The organism is Streptomyces sp. NPDC060194, from assembly GCF_042728285.1.
In the GTDB taxonomy this organism is placed as follows: Bacteria; Actinomycetota; Actinomycetes; order Streptomycetales; family Streptomycetaceae; genus Streptomyces.
Genome location: NZ_JBHWZH010000035.1, coordinates 19,945 through 36,974 on the forward strand (window position 1 = coordinate 19,945; position 17,030 = coordinate 36,974).

12 protein-coding genes and 1 tRNA gene are annotated in these 17,030 nt (G+C 72.1%); 9 read left to right on the forward strand and 4 right to left on the reverse strand.

What is annotated here, in order from left to right:
- Positions 1 to 5: 5 nt before the first annotated feature.
- A complete protein-coding gene (locus ACFWEG_RS10550; RefSeq protein WP_387211872.1) occupies positions 6 to 875 on the reverse strand; it encodes a hypothetical protein in 870 nt (289 codons plus the stop codon).
- Between the two features lie 175 nt (positions 876 to 1,050).
- Between ACFWEG_RS10550 and ACFWEG_RS10555 the strand changes: the two genes are divergently transcribed.
- The 4 genes from ACFWEG_RS10555 (at position 1,051) to ACFWEG_RS10570 (ending at position 7,134) form a co-directional block, all read left to right on the forward strand.
- The gene (locus tag ACFWEG_RS10555; protein ID WP_387211875.1) at positions 1,051 to 1,380 is read left to right on the forward strand and encodes a chorismate mutase; all 330 of its coding nucleotides are present in this window, start codon (positions 1,051 to 1,053) and stop codon (positions 1,378 to 1,380) included.
- Between the two features lie 94 nt (positions 1,381 to 1,474).
- The gene (pepN, locus tag ACFWEG_RS10560) at positions 1,475 to 3,973 is read left to right on the forward strand and encodes an aminopeptidase N (protein ID WP_387211878.1); all 2,499 of its coding nucleotides are present in this window, start codon (positions 1,475 to 1,477) and stop codon (positions 3,971 to 3,973) included.
- A gap of 345 nt (positions 3,974 to 4,318) precedes the next feature.
- Positions 4,319 to 5,719 (forward strand): pyridoxal phosphate-dependent decarboxylase family protein, encoded by a 1,401-nt coding sequence (locus ACFWEG_RS10565; protein WP_387211881.1) that lies wholly within the window; start codon positions 4,319 to 4,321, stop codon positions 5,717 to 5,719.
- Complete coding sequence (locus tag ACFWEG_RS10570) at positions 5,716 to 7,134, forward strand: lysine N(6)-hydroxylase/L-ornithine N(5)-oxygenase family protein (RefSeq protein ID WP_387211884.1); 1,419 nt, start codon at positions 5,716 to 5,718, stop codon at positions 7,132 to 7,134. Before ACFWEG_RS10565 ends, ACFWEG_RS10570 begins: the two co-directional genes overlap by 4 nt.
- A gap of 742 nt (positions 7,135 to 7,876) precedes the next feature.
- On the opposite strand, the gene ACFWEG_RS10575 is transcribed toward ACFWEG_RS10570, so the two are convergent.
- A complete protein-coding gene (locus tag ACFWEG_RS10575) occupies positions 7,877 to 9,676 on the reverse strand; it encodes a bifunctional metallophosphatase/5'-nucleotidase (RefSeq protein WP_387211887.1) in 1,800 nt (599 codons plus the stop codon).
- A 134-nt stretch (positions 9,677 to 9,810) separates the two neighbouring features.
- Here ACFWEG_RS10575 and ACFWEG_RS10580 point away from each other — a divergent pair, with 134 nt between their 5' ends.
- From ACFWEG_RS10580 to ACFWEG_RS10590, 3 genes are all read left to right on the forward strand, one after another.
- A complete protein-coding gene (locus tag ACFWEG_RS10580) occupies positions 9,811 to 10,542 on the forward strand; it encodes an SIMPL domain-containing protein (RefSeq protein ID WP_387211890.1) in 732 nt (243 codons plus the stop codon).
- A gap of 140 nt (positions 10,543 to 10,682) precedes the next feature.
- A complete protein-coding gene (gene pyk / locus ACFWEG_RS10585; protein ID WP_387211893.1) occupies positions 10,683 to 12,113 on the forward strand; it encodes a pyruvate kinase in 1,431 nt (476 codons plus the stop codon).
- A complete protein-coding gene (locus tag ACFWEG_RS10590; protein WP_387211896.1) occupies positions 12,110 to 12,643 on the forward strand; it encodes an AAA family ATPase in 534 nt (177 codons plus the stop codon). Before pyk ends, ACFWEG_RS10590 begins: the two co-directional genes overlap by 4 nt.
- On the opposite strand, the gene ACFWEG_RS10595 is transcribed toward ACFWEG_RS10590, so the two are convergent.
- Positions 12,620 to 13,405, reverse strand: a complete 786-nt coding sequence (locus tag ACFWEG_RS10595) for a helix-turn-helix domain-containing protein (RefSeq protein ID WP_387211899.1) — start codon at positions 13,403 to 13,405, stop codon at positions 12,620 to 12,622. The two genes, ACFWEG_RS10590 and ACFWEG_RS10595, sit on opposite strands and share 24 nt — an antisense overlap.
- 78 nt (positions 13,406 to 13,483) lie before the next feature.
- A tRNA-Leu gene (locus ACFWEG_RS10600) sits at positions 13,484 to 13,566 on the reverse strand.
- Between the two features lie 102 nt (positions 13,567 to 13,668).
- Here ACFWEG_RS10600 and ACFWEG_RS10605 point away from each other — a divergent pair.
- Both ACFWEG_RS10605 and ACFWEG_RS10610 read left to right on the forward strand, forming a co-directional pair.
- Complete coding sequence (locus tag ACFWEG_RS10605) at positions 13,669 to 14,325, forward strand: ANTAR domain-containing response regulator (RefSeq protein ID WP_387211901.1); 657 nt, start codon at positions 13,669 to 13,671, stop codon at positions 14,323 to 14,325.
- 608 nt (positions 14,326 to 14,933) lie between these two features.
- A complete protein-coding gene (locus ACFWEG_RS10610) occupies positions 14,934 to 16,940 on the forward strand; it encodes an AMP-binding protein (protein WP_387211904.1) in 2,007 nt (668 codons plus the stop codon).
- The last annotated feature ends 90 nt before the right edge of the window (positions 16,941 to 17,030 follow it).

The window sequence follows — 17,030 nt, forward strand, 5'->3', positions numbered from 1 at the left end:
ACCGGCTAGGTGTCGCACTCCCACACCGACCGGCACAGCCCGCACCGCGCCCGCACCCGGCCGCGCACCGGAAGCCGTATCCGCTGGTGGCACGCGGGACAGGGGAACGACACCCGAGGCGGGTCCGCGTCGAACGCGTAAGGCGCGTCCGCGCCCGCCCGGCCCGCCCTGCGGTCGCGGGCGTAGCGCCGCCGGCCCGCCCAGCCGGCCGCCGTCAGCGGGGGCTGCCGGACGTCCCGCCCGGCCGCCTCCCGGCCCGCCACGTACGCCGTGTACGCCTGCGGGCTGGAGAACCACACCGACGGGTCCTCGCCGAACAGCCGGGCCCGTTTGGCGAGCACGAACCCGAACTCCTCCGGCGTCAGGTAGCCGAGCTTCTGGCTGGAGTCGGCGTCCTCGCGGAACGCGTCGAGCAGCAGCCAGCCCGCGCCCAGGTACGCCGTCGCCGTGTCGGTGAGGATCTCGTTGTCCCGGGTGCCGGGGAAGGAGAGGCCCAGGCGGTGCAGGTAGACGTGCATCACCTCGTGGGCGAGCGCCGCCCCGATGTCCCTGCGGTGGTGCCTGAACCGGTCGTTGAGCTCGATGAAGTACTCCGGCCCGCCCGCCAGTTCGACGTTCGCCGCGTGCTCCATCTCCCGGAACGTGACGACCACCCGCGCGTCCGGCAGCCGCAGGTGCCGCACCATCGTCCGCGCCACCCGCTGCACCCCCAGGTGCAGGTCGTCCGCGTCGGCGAACGCCACGTCCCCCGCGGCGACGCTGGTGTCGAACGTACGCACCGTGTCGTACGACAGCCGCCGGTACAGCGCCGTCACCGCCGACCGCACCGTCCCCAGATGCGGGAAGCCGTGCTCCACCGGCCCGCCTCCAGCCATCCTCCGCCCCCTTCGCCCCACGCCTCCCCGACGCACCCGCCCCCTTCGTTCTGCCCCGGTTCCGAGCGCTTCGACCACCGTGGAGCGGGCCACCGACCACCGCCCGCGCCCGCCCGCCGCCGTCGCCCCCGCGCGGTGCGGCGGGCGAAGATCGCGGCACGTAGGCTTGCCCACCATGACCACCAGCGAAATCGACGGGTCCGTGCAGGCCGAGCTCGACCGGCTGCGCGAGAGCATCGACAACATCGACGCCGCCGTCGTCCACATGCTCGCCGAGCGCTTCAAGTGCACCCAGCAGGTCGGCCACCTCAAGGCCCGCCACCAGCTCCCCCCGGCCGACCCGGCCCGCGAGGCCCGCCAGATCGAGCGGCTGCGCCAGCTCGCCCTCTCCGCGAACCTCGACCCCGCGTTCGCCGAGAAGCTGCTCAACTTCATCATCGCCGAGGTCATCCGCCACCACGAGACCATCGCCGGCGGCCGCCCGGACACCGAGCGGTCCGCCTGACCCAGGGGCCCCCGCGCGTGTGTCCGCCCGCGCGCGCCCCACGCCATTCCGTACCCCCGTGCGCCGGACACCGCCCATCAGGCAGCATGTCCCCATGTCCGTACTGACGCGCGACGAAGCGCAGACCCGAGCCGCACTCCTCGACGTCCACGGGTACACGGTCGACCTCGACCTGACCCGCGGCGAGGAGACCTTCGCCTCCCGCACCGCCATCAGCTTCACCGCCCGCGCGGCCGGAGACACCTTCGTCGAGCTCAAGCCCGCCGCGCTGCACTCCGCCACCCTCGACGGAGAGCCCCTCGACGTGGCCCGCCTCACCGACGGCCGGCTCCCGCTGACCGGCCTCACCGCCGGCGAGCACCGGCTCACCGTCGAGGCCGACATGCGCTACTCCCGCACCGGCGAGGGCATGCACCGCTTCACCGACCCCAGCGACGGCGAGACCTACGTCTACACCCAGCTGTTCCTCGACGACGTCCAACGCGTCTTCGCCGCCTTCGACCAGCCCGACCTCAAGTCCGTCTTCGACCTGAGCGTCACCGCCCCGCAGGAGTGGACCGTCCTCGGCAACGGCGTCGCCACCCCGCACGGCGACGGCCGCTGGACGATCGCCCGCACCCCGCGCATCTCCACCTACCTCGTCGCCGTCGCAGCCGGCCCCTGGCACTCGGTCACCACCGAGCACGCCGGCCTCCCCTTCGGCCTGCACTGTCGGCGCTCCCTGGCCCCCCACCTGGAGGCCGACGCCGACGAACTCCTCGACATCACCCGCGCCTGCTACGACCGCTACCACGAGAAGTTCGACGAGCCCTACCCGTTCGACTCCTACGACCAGGCGTTCGTCCCCGAGTTCAACGCCGGCGCCATGGAGAACCCCGGCCTCGTCACCTTCCGCGACGAGTACGTCTTCCGCTCCGCCGTCACCGACACCCAGCGCCAGACCCGCGCCGTCACCATCGCCCACGAGATGGCCCACATGTGGTTCGGCGACCTCGTCACCCTCCAGTGGTGGGACGACATCTGGCTCAACGAGTCCTTCGCCGAGTACATGGGCTACCAGACCGTCGCCGAGGCAACCCGCTTCGCCGACCCCTGGACCGACTTCGGCATCGCCCGCAAGGCCTGGGGCTACGACGCCGACCAGCGGCCCTCCACCCACCCTGTCGCCCCCGACCCCGAGGCCGTCCCCGACACCGCCTCCGCGCTCCTCAACTTCGACGGCATCTCCTACGCCAAGGGCGCCTCCGCCCTGCGCCAACTCGTCACCTGGCTCGGCGAGAAGGACTTCCTCGCCGGCATCAACGCCCACTTCACCCGGCACCGCTTCGGCAACGCCACCCTCGCCGACTTCATCGACAACCTCGCCTCCGCCACCGACCGCGACGTCCACGCCTGGGCCGACGCCTGGCTGCGCACCACCGGCATCGACACCCTCACCCCCGAACCCGTCACCGAAGGATCCGGCTGGCGCCTCACCGTCCACCGCGACGGCAGCCGCCCGCACCGCATCACCGTCGGCGCCTACGACCACGACCTCGTCGAGCCCACCCGGCTCGTCCCGCGCGAGGACTTCGAGATCGACGTGCCCGGCCCGTCCTCCGACGACGCCCCGACGCACCCCGGCCGCCGCCCCGATCTCGTCCTCCTCAACGACCACGACCTCAGCTACGCCAAGGTCCGCCTCGACGCCGCGTCCTGGACCGCCGCGCTCGCCGGCCTCTCCTCGCTGCCCCGCCCGCTGAGCCGCACCGTCGTCTGGAACGCCGCCCGCGACATGGTCCGCGACGGCGTCCTCGCCCCCGCCGCCTACCTCGACGCCGCCCGCGCCCACCTGCCGCACGAGAGCGACCTCGCCGTCGTCCAGGGCGTCCTCGCCTTCGCCACCACCCAGATCACCGACCGCTACCTCGCCGACGACGACCGGCCCGCCGCGCTCGCCCTCGTCACCGACCTCTGCCGCGACATCCTGCGCCGCACCGAGGACGGCAACGCGCCGGGCCTGCGGCTCACCGCCGTCCGCCACTTCATCGCCGCGGCGACCCAACCGGACGGCATCCGCGACTGGTTCGACGGCGGCAGCGTGCCCGGCGGCCCCGACCTCGACCCCGAACTCCGCTGGAGCATCCTCGGCCGACTCGCCGCCCTCGGCGAGACCGACGAGGCCGCGATCGCCGCGGAACTGGCCCGCGACACCAGCGCCACGGGGCAGGAGGGCGCGGCGCGCTGCCGGGCCGCCCTGCCCACCCCCGACGCCAAGGCCGCGGCCTGGTCGGCGCTCTTCGACACCGACGACCTCTCCAACTACCTCTTCACCGCCACCGCGCAGGGCTTCTGGCAGCCCGGCCAGACCGACCTCACCGCCCCCTACGCCACCCGCTTCTTCACCGACGCCCCCGCGCTCGCCACCCGCCGCGGCCCCGCACTCGCCGTCGCCGCGGGCCGCCACGCCTTCCCTCGCTTCGCCGCCACCCCCGAAACCCTCCGCCTCGGCGAGAAGACCCTCGCCGAGGACGCCCTCACCCCGGCGCTCCGCCGCCAACTCACCGACCAACTCGACGACTTGCGGCGCGCGCTGGTGATCCGAGGGGCGTAGCCCGGCCGGGGCGGGCGCAAAGGTCGTTGGCGCTCGGCGCTGTGGGCACAGCCAGGTGCCAACTTCGACGCCGAGCCGCACAAATTTCAGCCCGGCCGGCGATTGAGGCCACCGGGCGTAGCCCGGTACGCGCCGCCAGGCGCAATGCCGCCCGGCGAGGGACTTGGGGAAGGGGCGGGTGGGGGAGGAAACCGGGGCGAAGCCCCGGAAGCCATAGCACCCGGCACCCCCCTCCCGCAGCCCCCGTCCCCCTTTCGGGTTCAAGTCCCCCGAGAGGGCGGGCCGGGCCGCCCGGTCCGTACAGGCTGGTCACCGACCACGCCCGCACGGCCGAAGGACCACCGCATGCGCACGCCGCCCGCCCTCGCCGGAGGCACCCACGGCGCCGACGCCCTGCGACCCCTGCTCGAGACCGTGCTGACCGCACTCGCGGCCGGGGCCGCCGCCCGCCCCGGCCCCCTCCCCGCCGGCGGCCCGGCGCACACCGCCGCCACCGTCCGCGCGGCCGTCGGGGACCTCCTGCCCGACAAGGGCGACCCCCAGGCGCTCGCCACGATCACCCGCGCGCTCGCCGAAGGCTCCGCCGACCCCGCCCACCCCCACTGCGCCGCACACCTCCACTGCCCGCCCCTCGCCGTCGCCACCGCCGCCGACCTCGCCGCGAGCGCGCTGAACCCCTCGATGGACTCCTGGGACCAGGCCCCCGCCGCCTCCGTCGTCGAGCACCTCCTCACCCGCACCCTCGCCGCCGAGGTCTACCCCGCCACCCACCCCGACGCGCCCGCCGACGCCCTCGTCACCACCGGCGGCACCGAGTCCAACCAACTCGCCGCCCTCCTCGCCCGCGAACGCCGCCACCCCCGCATCGTCCACGGCGCGAACACCCACCACTCCGTGCCCCGCGCCGCCTGGCTCCTCGGCCTGCCCGCCCCCGTCGCGGTCCCCACCCCCACCGGCACCCTCGACCCCGCCGCCCTCCACGACGCGCTCACCGCCCTGCACGGCGAGCCCGCCCTCGTCGTCGCCACCGCCGGCACCACCGACGCCGGACTCATCGACCCCCTCCCCGCGATCGCCGACATCTGCGCCGCCCACCACGCCCGCCTCCACGTCGACGCCGCGTACGGCGGCGGACTCCTGCTGTCGAACACCCCCGCCCGGCGCGCCCTCCTCGACGGACTCGACCGCGCCCACACCGTCACCCTCGACCTGCACAAACTCGGCTGGCAACCCGTCGCCGCCGGACTCCTCGCCGTCCGCGACCCCGCCGACCTCACCGCCCTGCACCAGCAGGCCGACTACCTCAACGCCGACGACGACACCGAAGCCGGCCTCCCCGACCTCCTCGGCCGCTCCCTGCGCACCAGCCGCCGCCCCGACGCCCTCAAGGCCGCCGTCACCCTGAAGACCCTCGGCCGGCACCAACTCGGCGAACTCGTCGACACCGTGTGCGCGTCGGCGTCCGTCCTCGCCGACCTCGTCGAGGCACACCCCCGCTTCGCGCTCCACCGGCGGCCCACCCTCTCCACCGTCCTCTTCCGCCCCCTCGACCCCGACGGCGCCCCCCTCACCGACGACGACCTCGCCGCCGTCCGCCGCACCCTCCTCCACCAAGGCCGCGCCGTCCTCGGCCGCGCCCGGGCCGACGGCCGCCGCTGGCTCAAGGCGACCCTCCTCAACCCCCGCACCACCCCCGGCGACCTCGCCGCACTCCTCGCACTCGTGGAAGGAACCACCCCGCGATGACCGACCGCCCCGCCCCCGCCCCCGCCGAGCAGCCGCGCGACCTGGTGGGCATCGGCATCGGCCCCTTCAACCTCTCCCTCGCCGCCCTCGCCCACCCCCTCACCGACCTCGACACCGCCTTCTACGACCAGCGCCCCGCCTTCCACTGGCACCCCGGCCTCCTCATCGACGGCACCACCCTCCAGGTCCCCTTCCTCGCCGACCTGGTCACCCTCGCCGACCCCGCCAGCCCCTGGTCCTTCCTCAACCACCTCCGCGCCCAGGACCGGCTCTTCCCCTTCTACTTCGCCGAGCGCTTCCACATCACCCGCACCGACTACGACGCCTACTGCCGCTGGGTGGCCGAGAACCTCCCCGGACTGCACTTCGGCCACCAGGCCGACGCCGTCCGCTGGAACCCCGAACGCCGCCTCTTCGAGGTCGACTTCACCCAGATCGACCGCGACGGCGAGGCCGAGGCGCTCGGCCGCACCTACGCCCGCAACCTCGTCCTCGGCGTCGGCACCGCGCCCTACGTGCCCGAACCGCTCAAACCGCTCGTCGAGACCCCGACCGTCCCCGTCATCCACTCCGCCGACTACCTCGACCACCGGGCCCGCATCCTCGACGCCGAGCACATCACCGTCATCGGCTCCGGGCAGTCCGGCGCGGAGGTCTTCCTCGACCTGCTGCGCGCCCGCCCCGCCGGCGCCGAGAGGATCCACTGGCTGGCCCGCACCGAGGCCTTCGCACCCATGGAGTACTCCAAGCTCGGCCTGGAGCACTTCACCCCCGACTACACCCGCTACTTCCACGCCCTGCCCGAGTCCGCCCGCAACGAACTCCTGCCCGGACAGTGGCAGCTGCACAAGGGCATCGACGCCGACACCATGGCCGCCATCCACGACGAGCTCTACCGCCGCACCCACGGCGGCGCCTGGCCCGACGTCGTCCTCACCCCCGGCGTCAGCGTCCGCACCGCAGGACGCGTCGCCGCCACCAAGGTCGAACTCCACCTCGAACACACCCGGCAGCAGACCCGCACCCGGCTCACCACCGACGCCGTCGTCCTCGCCACCGGCTACCGCGAACGCCCCCTCGACCGGCTCCTCGCCGGCCTCGACCCCTACATCCGCCGCGACTCCCGCACCCGCCCCCGCATCGACGCCCACCACCGGCTCGTCCTCGACGAGTCCGTCGCCGGCAGCGTCTACGTCCAGAACGCCGAACGCCACACCCACGGCGTCGGCGCACCCGACCTCGGACTCGCCGCCTGGCGCAGCGCGACCATCCTCAACCACCTCACCGGCCGCAACCCCTACCCCCTGCCGAGCCGCACCGCCTTCACCACCTTCGGCCTCGACACGACGAAGGCCCGGACCCGCGCCGGCACCCCCCCGGTCACGAGCCTGGTCCCCCTCATCGAACAGCGCTGAGCGCCAGGCGCCGGCGGCCGACTGGATCGCCGCGCGCGCCAGCACTTCCCCTGCCTCGGCCAGCTCCGCGTCGACGGCGTCGACCCGGGCGGAGTCGAAGACCACCGTGCCCGGCTGCTCCGCCTGCCGTGACAACCGGGCGATCCGATCCGCGAGGGACGGGAGGCCGGGCGCGCCGGCGCCGTCCCATCCGACCGGGGCGTCCCCGACCGGACCGTCCCCGACCGGTTCGGCGGCGACCAGCGTGGAGGTGTACGCGGCGAGATCCGTCCACAGGTCCACGTCGCCGGTCCGTACCGCCCCCGCCCGGCCGAACGTACGCCGCGCCACGACCAGCCGGTGCATCTCGACGGCGACCGGCCGCGCCCAGCGCCGGCAGCGCAGCGCCGACACGGCCGCCGTCGTCGACGCGACCCGCGCGGCCACCGCGTCCGCCCGCACCCCCGCGCGGCGCGCGGCCGGCCGCGTCAGCCGCACCAGCAGCCGCAGGGCACCCCGCCACACCAGCCCGGGGAGCCAGAGCGCCCAGTCGCCCCGACGACTGCGCCTGCGCACCGCCGACCGCCAAGGCCGCCGTCACCAGATGGACCAGGCAGGCCAGCCCGTACGCCGCGGCCGTCGCGAGCGCCGCGCCACGGGCGAACCCGCCACCGCAGCCTCGGAGTTGATCTCCACCCTCACGCATCCTCCCCCTGAAGGCCTTCGTGAAGCGGAGATCATGCCCCGGCCGCGGATCCGGCCGCTAGAACACCGGCACCCCGTCCCGCGTCAGCTTCCAGCCCGCGACGGCGAACTCGGTCGGGTCGACCGTGCCCTTGGCCTGGACCCACTGGATGATCGTGTTGCGGATCTCGTCGGAGTTCGCCCACAGCTGCTGGGCCGTCGCGACGTGGGGGAACGCGCCGCCGCCGTTGGCGCGGTAGTTGTTCACCGCGAGGACGAACCTCGCCGCCGGGTCGATCGGGGCGCCGGCGAAGGACAGGCCCACGATGCGGGAGCCGACGGGCTTCGCGATGTCGATGTCGTAGGTGACACCGGAGACCGCGTCGTAGTTGTAGTCGGGCGTCCCCCCGGCGTTGGTCAGCTTCGCGGTGTCCACCGGAACGCCGGCAGGGGTCTGGACGTAGTAGCGGGCGGAGAACTCCAGGTAGTCCTTCAGCTGCGCCCCGGTGATCAGGCGCGCCTCCAGGGTGTTCTCGAACGGGTACAGGCCCGCCGCGTCCTTGATGGTGACCTGGCCGGCCGGGATCGCCGCCGTGCGGGAGAAGCACGAGGCCTGGGAGAGGACCGGCAGGTCGCCGTACTGGCCGCCGGCGAGCGCGGCGCCCACGGTCTCCGCCTGGACGTGGTTGATCAGGTCGATGATCGGCTCGTCCCGCCACGGGGCGTCGGCGGTCGTCATCGCCGTCCTCGACGTGCCGATCACCTGGTTCACGTACGCGACGACCTTCGCGTGCTCGTCGGAGAGCAGGCGGGTGATCCCGGCGTCCTCGTCGACCGTGTTCGAGTTCAGGACCCGCGCGGAGGTGCTCTCCACCGTCCAGCGGCCCTTCGACCACACCAGCTCGAAGTCGAACAGCGTCAGCCGTTGGCCCCACTTCAGCGGCTCGGACAGGACGACCTGCTTGCCGGTCGCCTTGTTCGCCACGAAGTACTGCGGGATCTCGGCGTGCGCGTGGCCCACCAGGATCGCGTCGATGCCCGGCACCTGCTCCGCCACCAGCGCCGCCGCGTTCTCCACGTACGGCAGCTGGTCACCCCACGAGGAGGTGCCCGACGAGCCGGAGTGCGCGGAGACGATGACCACGTCCGCGCCCATGGAGCGCAGCTTCGGCACCCACTTCGCCGCCTGCTCCTCCAGCCCGGGGAAGACCATCTTCCCCTGCACGTTCGCCTTGTCCCAGATCGCGATCCCCGGGTTCGTCAGCCCCAGCACCGCCACCTTCACGTCCCGCCCGTGCGGGGTCCGCAGCCGGTGCATGCTGTACGGGGCGAACGCCGGCCGCAGCGTCCTCGCGTCCAGCGCGTTCGCGCCGAGCAGCGGGAAGTCGCACTGGTCCTCGAACTTCCGCAGCACCTCGATGCCGTAGTTGAACTCGTGGTTGCCGAGCGCGGCGGCGTCGTAGCCGATCGCGTTCATCGCCTGCGCCATCGGGTGCACCGGCCCGCGCTTCGCGGTGATCGGGTCGACCTTGGCGTAGTAGTACGACAGCTGGGTGCCCTGGATCGTGTCGCCCGCGTCGATCAGCAGCGTGTTGCGCCGGCCCTTCTCCGCGCGGACCTGGTCGACCAGGGTGGAGATCTTCGCCAGGCCGACGTCGTTCCTGGCCTTGTCGTCGAACTCCCTGTCCGTGAAGTAGTCCCAGTTGAAGACGTTGCCGTGCAGGTCCGTGGTGCCCATGACGGTGAACGCGTACCGCTTCGGCTGCGGCTTCCGGCCGTGGGCCTCGGCGGTCGCGGGGGCCACGACGGCGCCCGTGAGCGCGACACCGGCCCCCGTCGCGGCGGACTGACCCAGGAACTTCCGGCGGTTCAACGGCATCTGCGGCAACTCTCGTTCGGCGGGACCGGGGTAACGCGCGTAGATTCTGACCCGGAAGTAGCCCCGGGCAACAGGTCTCGCAGGTTGCGATCAGATGACTGCGCGGATCTCGTGCGAACTGCCAAAGTGGCCGCATGGATCACACCGCACCCGCCTCCGCCGAGACCGCCCCCGCGGAGTCCCCCTCCACCGGCCCCCGCCTCACCGTCCGCGGCGAGGCCCGGCTCGACGTCGCCCCCGAACTCGCCCGCCTCACCGTCGCCGTCACCGCCCGCGGCACCGACCGCCGCACCACCCTCGACGACCTCACCCGCCGCAACGACCAGGTCCTCGCACTCGTCCGCGGCTACGGCGACGCCGTCCAGCGGACGGAGAGCGGCCCCCTGACCGTCCGCGCCGAACTCAACCCCCACCGGCGCGGCGAAAAGGTCCGCGCCCACCACGGCCGGGCCTCCCTCACCGTCGAGACCGGCGACTTCACCGTCCTCGGCGAACTCGTCACCCGGCTCGCCGACCTCGACCTCACCCGCGTCGACGGCCCCTGGTGGTCGCTCGCACCCGACTCGCCCGTCCACCGCACCGCCCGGCAGAACGCCGTACGCGACGCCGTCCGACGCGCCCACGAGTACGCCGAGGCGCTCGGCGGCCGACTGACCGCACTGCTCGACCTCGCCGACGAAGGCACCGAGCAGTACGCGGTCGAGCACCACGACCACGCCGTGTTCGCCCGCGCCGCGGCCCGCCCCGAAGCCGCCGACGAACCCACCCCCGTCGACCTCGAACCCCGGCGCCAGACCGTCCACGCGAGGGTGACGGCGCGCTTCACCATGACCCCGGCCGACCTGTCGCCGAATGACACCGAATGACCGCATCAGGTCATCGCCGCGTGCTCATCGGAGCGGGTGGCCGCACAGTTAAACACTTGTCAACAACCCTTCATGCAAAGGCCGTTGGACCGTCGTGCAGAGCCAATTCCCTACCCGCCGGTAGCCCATAGTCTCGAACCATGCGCCGAGCCAAAATCGTCTGCACCCTGGGCCCCGCCACCGACTCGTACGAGCAGATCAAGACCCTCGTCGAAGCCGGAATGGACATCGCCCGCCTCAACCTCAGCCACGGCACCTACGCCGAACACGACGAGCGCTACCGACGCGTACGCAAGGCCTCCGAGGAGACCGGCCGCAGCGTCGGAATCCTCGCCGACCTTCAAGGCCCGAAGATCCGCCTCGGCCGCTTCCGCGAAGGCCCCGTACTCCTTGAACGAGGCGACGACTTCACCATCACCGTCGAACCCGTCGAAGGCGACCGCAACACCTGCGGCACCACCTACACCGGACTCGCCACCGACGTCACCACCGGCGAACGCATCCTCGTCGACGACGGCCGCGTCACCCTCGAAGTCACCGCCGTCGACGGACCCCGCGTCCGCACCACCGTCATCGAAGGCGGCATGATCAGCGACCACAAGGGACTCAACCTCCCCGGCGTCGCCGTCTCCGTCCCCGCCCTCTCCGAGAAGGACATCGACGACCTCCGCTGGGCCCTGCGCACCGGCGCCGACGTCATCGCCCTCTCCTTCGTCCGCAACGGCCGCGACATCGAGGACGTCCACCGCGTCATGGACGAAGAAGGCCGCCGCGTCCCCGTCATCGCCAAGATCGAGAAACCGCAGGCCGTCGAGAACATCGAGGACATCGTCGCCGCCTTCGACGGCATCATGGTCGCCCGCGGCGACCTCGGCGTCGAAATGCCCCTCGAACAGGTCCCGATCGTCCAGAAGCGCGCCGTCAAACTCGCCAAACGCAACGCCAAACCCGTCATCGTCGCCACCCAGATGCTCGACTCGATGATCGACAACTCCCGACCCACCCGCGCCGAGGCCTCCGACGTCGCCAACGCGATCATCGACGGCACCGACGCCGTCATGCTCTCCGGCGAGACCAGCGTCGGGTCCTACCCCATCGAAACCGTCCGCACCATGAGCCGCATCGTCGAAGCCGCCGAGGAGGACATCCTCGCCAAGGGCCTCCCGCCGCTCACCGAACGCAACAAACCCCGCACCCAGGGAGGAGCCGTCGCCCGCGCCGCCGCCGAGATGGGCGACTTCCTCGGCGCGAAGTTCCTCGTCGCGTTCACCCAGAGCGGAGACACGGTGAAGCGGCTGTCCCGCTACCGGTCGCCCATCCCGCTGCTCGCCTTCACGCCCGATCCGGCGACGCGCTCGCAGCTCAACCTCACGTGGGGCGTCGAGACGTTCCTCGGACCGCACGTCGACTCCACCGACGCGATGGTCGCGCAGGTCGACGAGGAACTCCTGCGGATCGGACGCTGCCGGCCCGGCGACGTCATCGTCATCACCGCCGGATCGCCCCCCGGCGTCGCCGGCACCACCAACCTCGTGCGTATCCACCGCGTCGGCGACGACGCCTCGGCGTGACCCGTGTGCTCATCGCCATGGCGGGGCTGCCGGGGGCCGGCAAGAGCACGGTCGCGGAGGGGCTGGCCCGGTCCCTCGGGACCCCGGTCGTCTCCGTCGACCCCGTCGAAGCGGCGATGCGGCGGGCGGGGATCTCCGCCGGGCAGCCCACCGGCCTCGCGGCGTACCTCGCCGCGGAAGCGGTCGCGGACGGGATCCTCGCGCTCGGGCAGAGCGTGATCGTCGACGCGGTCAACGCGGTCGAGCCGGCGCGGGAACAGTGGCGCGCCCTCGCCGCGCGCCACGCCGTCCCGCTCGCCTTCGTCGAGGTCGTCTGCGGCGACCCCGCCGTCCACCGCGGCCGCCTGGAGTCCCGCGACCGCGGCCTCGTCGGCCTCCCCGAGCCCACCTGGTCCGAGGTCTCGACCCGCGCCTGGGACCCCTGGACCGACCCGCGCCTCACCCTCGACTCGCTGTCCGCCCCGGCGGCGAACCTGGCCACCGCGCGGGAGTACGTCGGGCGGGTGTCAGTACTTCGGCCCGACGTGTAGATCCATCAACGCGACGGAGGCGCGGCAGGCGACGGAGATGTTGAAGGGATCGCTGCCGCGGGCCAGGGTCGTCCACTCGACGCCGACCTTGGTGAGGGTGTCGCCGCACAGCTTGCGGATGTCGTCGGACTTGTTGGTGAAGAAGTAACGGGGGTACTCATAGCGCTTGCGCGCCCCGCCGACCATCTTCTCGGTCCAGTTGACGATGCGGCAGCCGTCGGAGTGGATGAGGCCGCGGATAAACGCCCAGGGGTGCGTATCGACGATGGCTTGCTGCCAGGGCTCGAACGCGATCTTCCGAGTGTGCTTCTTTCCGGGACCGTGCTGCGGGAAGAGGCACCACAGGTGCTTGGAGTACATCTTCACGTCGTGGCAGCCCTTGCGCCTGACACGACAAGGGGAATTGGCTGGGAATACGGCACGCATCGCCTGTTCGCACTCGTCCATGAGTCCTGGCCAGGTGTCGCAGCAGGTGATCGAGAGGCTGGGTGAGCGATGGCCGCTGTACTGGATGATGTGCCCGTCGCCCAGGTAGAGGCCCAAGAGATAGGCGTACGCCGCCTCGTCGAGGTCTCCGTCGCACCTCGGGCAGGCTGCGTGGATTCTTCCGGGGCATTCGCCGCGCTTCGCGCGATCCATGTGCTTCCAGTAGCTGATCGTGCCCACCGGTATGTCGAACCGTCGGGCGACATCGGCGTTCTTCGCCCCGCCTCGCAGAAGCGAGAGGGCTTGCTGGCGTACTTGCGTGCCGTGGAAGTTCACGTATTCACATTGCGGGCCGAATACGGCGCAGGAAATCGAAAAAGCGGAGGTTCACGAGAACGTGAACCTCCGCTTTTGTGCCCGGTGTGGGATTCGAACCCACATGTTCTTTCGAACAGATGTGTTTGAGACATCAGCGTATGCCGTTCCGCCAACCGGGCTGGATGGCTGATCGCTGCGGCGAAGTCTACCGGGTCCCCGGTCGCAGCCGCAGCTAGGTAGGCTCTGCATGAGCTGAATCGCCCCGCCCCGAGGAGCCCCCCGTGACGACCCCCGAGTCGCCCCAGCCCGATGCCGTCGACGACGACAAGTCGCACGTCCCCCCGCTCACGACGCGTGTCGTGATCGCGGAGGACGAGGCGCTGATCCGGCTGGATCTCAAGGAGATGCTGGAGGAGGAGGGGTACTCCGTCGTGGGGGAGGCGGGGAACGGCCAGGAGGCCGTGGACCTGGCGCGGGAGCACACGCCGGATCTGGTGATCCTGGACGTGAAGATGCCGGTGCTGGACGGGATCTCCGCCGCGGAGATCATCGCGGCGGAGTCGATCGCGCCGGTGCTGATGCTGACCGCGTTCTCGCAGCGCGACTTGGTGGAGCGTGCCCGGGACGCGGGTGCGATGGCGTATCTGGTGAAGCCGTTCAGCAAGAGCGACGTGGTGCCGGCGATCGAGATGGCGGTGTCCCGTTTCCAGCAGCTGCGCACCCTTGAGGACGAGGTCGCGGACCTGACCCAGCGCTTGGAGACGCGGAAGCTGGTGGACCGTGCGAAGTCGGTGCTGCAGACGCAGTACGGGTTGACGGAGCCGGCTGCGTTCCGGTGGATCCAGAAGACGTCGATGGATCGCCGGCTGTCGATGCAGCAGGTGGCGGAGGCGGTCATTCAGGACGCGGAGGAGAAGAAGGCCGCGCAGGGTCGGTAGTGCGTGCTGGTCCCGGGGGGCTGTGAGTGCGCGGGTCCGGGGTCGCCGGTCGTGTGGGGCGGGGTGGGGTGTGGTCTCCGCTCCGCACGGCTCTGCGGGTCGTTACGGCGGCGTGGCGGTGGGGTCGTTTTCGGGGCCGTGGTCGTGTGTGGGGCTTCCCGCTTCCGCGTCTGTCATGTTTCGGACAACTCTGCGGCTTGGTCCGGTCCTTTCCGCCGCTGCGGCGGCCCTCCCGGATCCGCGCTTCCGCCCTTCCTGGGGTCGGGGCGTCGACGGGTGCGCCGGGGCGGGCCGGCCGACCGGATGCCCGCGCCGGTCCGTCGGCGGACGTGCGGCCTGCGGGAACGGCGGGGGTGTGCGGTCGGCGTCGATTGCGCGGCCGGCGGGGCGGAATCGTCGGGGACCCCGCGGCCGTGTACGGCGGAACGTGGCGGCAACGATCCGGAAACCTTCGGGGGAATGGGAGCGGTGGCAGGATCGGGACGGTCGCCGGCCGATGGGTTGATCGCGCCGTTGACGCCGGGTCAGGGGTGTTTTAGCGTTGCGCCTCGTGCGACCAGCCGGGGGCTGAAATTCGGGCCTTATCGCGTCCTTGAGGAGCGGTGAGCATGTCTGGTGCAGAAGCATTGTCAACGGTTTCGGATCGGGAATTCCCCACGCTCGTCCACGCGCTGCGGTATCGGGCGGAAAAGCAGCCGGACGACACCGCGTACGTGTTTCTCGGTGACGGCGGCGACGAGCTGCGCATGGGGTACGGGGAGCTGCTGCGGGCCGCGGCGGGTGTGGCCGACGTCCTCGGCGCGCGGCACCGGCCGGGTGAGCGGGCGATGCTCCTCTTCCCGCCGGGGCGGGACTACGTCGTCGCGTTCTACGGGTGCCTGCTCGCCGGTGTCGTCGCTGTGCCCGCCTATCCGCCCCAGGACGCCCGCGGCCTCGGCCGGCTGGACGCCGTCGTCGCCGATGCGGACGCGAGCATCGCCCTGACGACGAAGGACCTGCTGCCGCTGGGCAGGTCGGCGCTGCGTGCGCCGTTGGCGTGGATCGCGACGGACGCGCCGTCGGGGGAGGTCTCCGGCGGGTCGGCCCCGTACGTTCCGCCGGACTCGGCCGGGCCGGAGCCGGGTCAGGTCGCCTTCCTCCAGTACACGTCGGGTTCCACCCGGCTGCCGCGCGGAGTGGTGCTCACCCATGCGAATCTCGTGCACAACGCGGAGAGTATTTACCGGGCTTTTGCCGGGGCGCCTCGGGATGTCATGGTGAGTTGGCTCCCGCCGTACCACGACATGGGTTTGATCGGTGCTGTTCTTGCTCCTCTTCACGGGGGTTTCCCGGCGGTTCTGATGGCTCCGCTGGATTTCCTGAGGAATCCCCACAGGTGGCTGCAGGCGATTTCCGATCATCGGGGGACCATCAGTCCTGCGCCGAATTTCGGATACGAGTTATGTGTGCGCAGGGTCGACGACGGGCAGTTGGCCTCGCTGGATCTGTCGTCCTGGCGGGCGGCGGTGAACGGTGCCGAGCCGGTGCGGGTGCGGACGGTCGAGCGGTTCGCGGAGCGGTTCGCCGCGGCGGGGTTCGATCCTGCGGCGTGCCGTCCGAGCTACGGGCTGGCGGAGGCCACTTTGCTGGTGACGGCCGATCCGGTGGGGGAGGTGGTGCGGCGGTTCCCGGTGGAGGGCGTGGAGCGGATTGCGTGCGGGACGGCGCGGGGTGGCCAGTCCGTCGTCGTCGTGGACACCGCGACGCTTGCGCCTGCTGCCGCTGGCCGGGTCGGGGAGATCTGGGTGTCGGGTCCCAGCGTCGCGGGCGGTTACTGGGGCCGGCCGACGGAGAACGCGGCCCTGTTCGGTGCCGTGCTGCCGGACGGCCGCGGGCCTTATCTGCGGACCGGTGATCTGGGTGCGTTGGACGAGAGTGGTGCGCTCGCGGTCACCGGGCGTCTGAAGGATCTGTTGGTCCTGCGTGGCCGCAATGTGTATCCGCATGATGTGGAGACCGCCGCGGAGTTGGGGCATTCGGCGGTGCGTCCCGGGTGCGGGGCGGCGTTCACGGTGCCGGTGGACGGTGAGGAGCGGCTCGTCCTGGTGGTGGAGACCGCGGAGGGCGCGGACCTGGAGGCTGTCGCCCTGCGGTGCCGGCGTGCGGTGTGGGAGGAGTGCGAGGCGGAGTTGCACGAGTTGGTGCTGCTGCCGCCGCGTACGGTCCCGAAGACGTCGAGCGGGAAGATCCAGCGGCGTGCCACGCGGGAGGCGTATCTGGCGGGGGAGTTGCCTCGGATCGGTGGTCTGCGGCCCGGTGCCGGGGCGGCGCCGGGCGGGTTGGACCGCACGCCTCCGCGGACCGCTCTGGAGTCCTTGATCGCCGGGTTGTGGGCCGATTTGCTCGGCCGGCCGGAGGTCGGGGTCCATGAGGACTTCTTCGCCTCGGGGGCGCAGTCGCTGCTGCTGGCCAGGCTTGCGGGGCGGATCTCGGCGGAGCTGCCGGTGCGGGTGACGGTGGGCGACCTGTTCCAGGCGTCGAGCGTGGCTTCGTTGGCGGCGCTGCTGGAGAGCAGACCGCTCGCCGTCGACGAGGGGCGGACCGCCGATCTCCTGGCCCGGGGTGACGAGGGCTGATCGCGCGCGGTTCTCCGTGCCGGACCGGCGGGCGGGTCGGGTCCGTCCGCGGGGGGCCGGGCCGCCCGCCGATTCCCCCGCCCGTCTTTC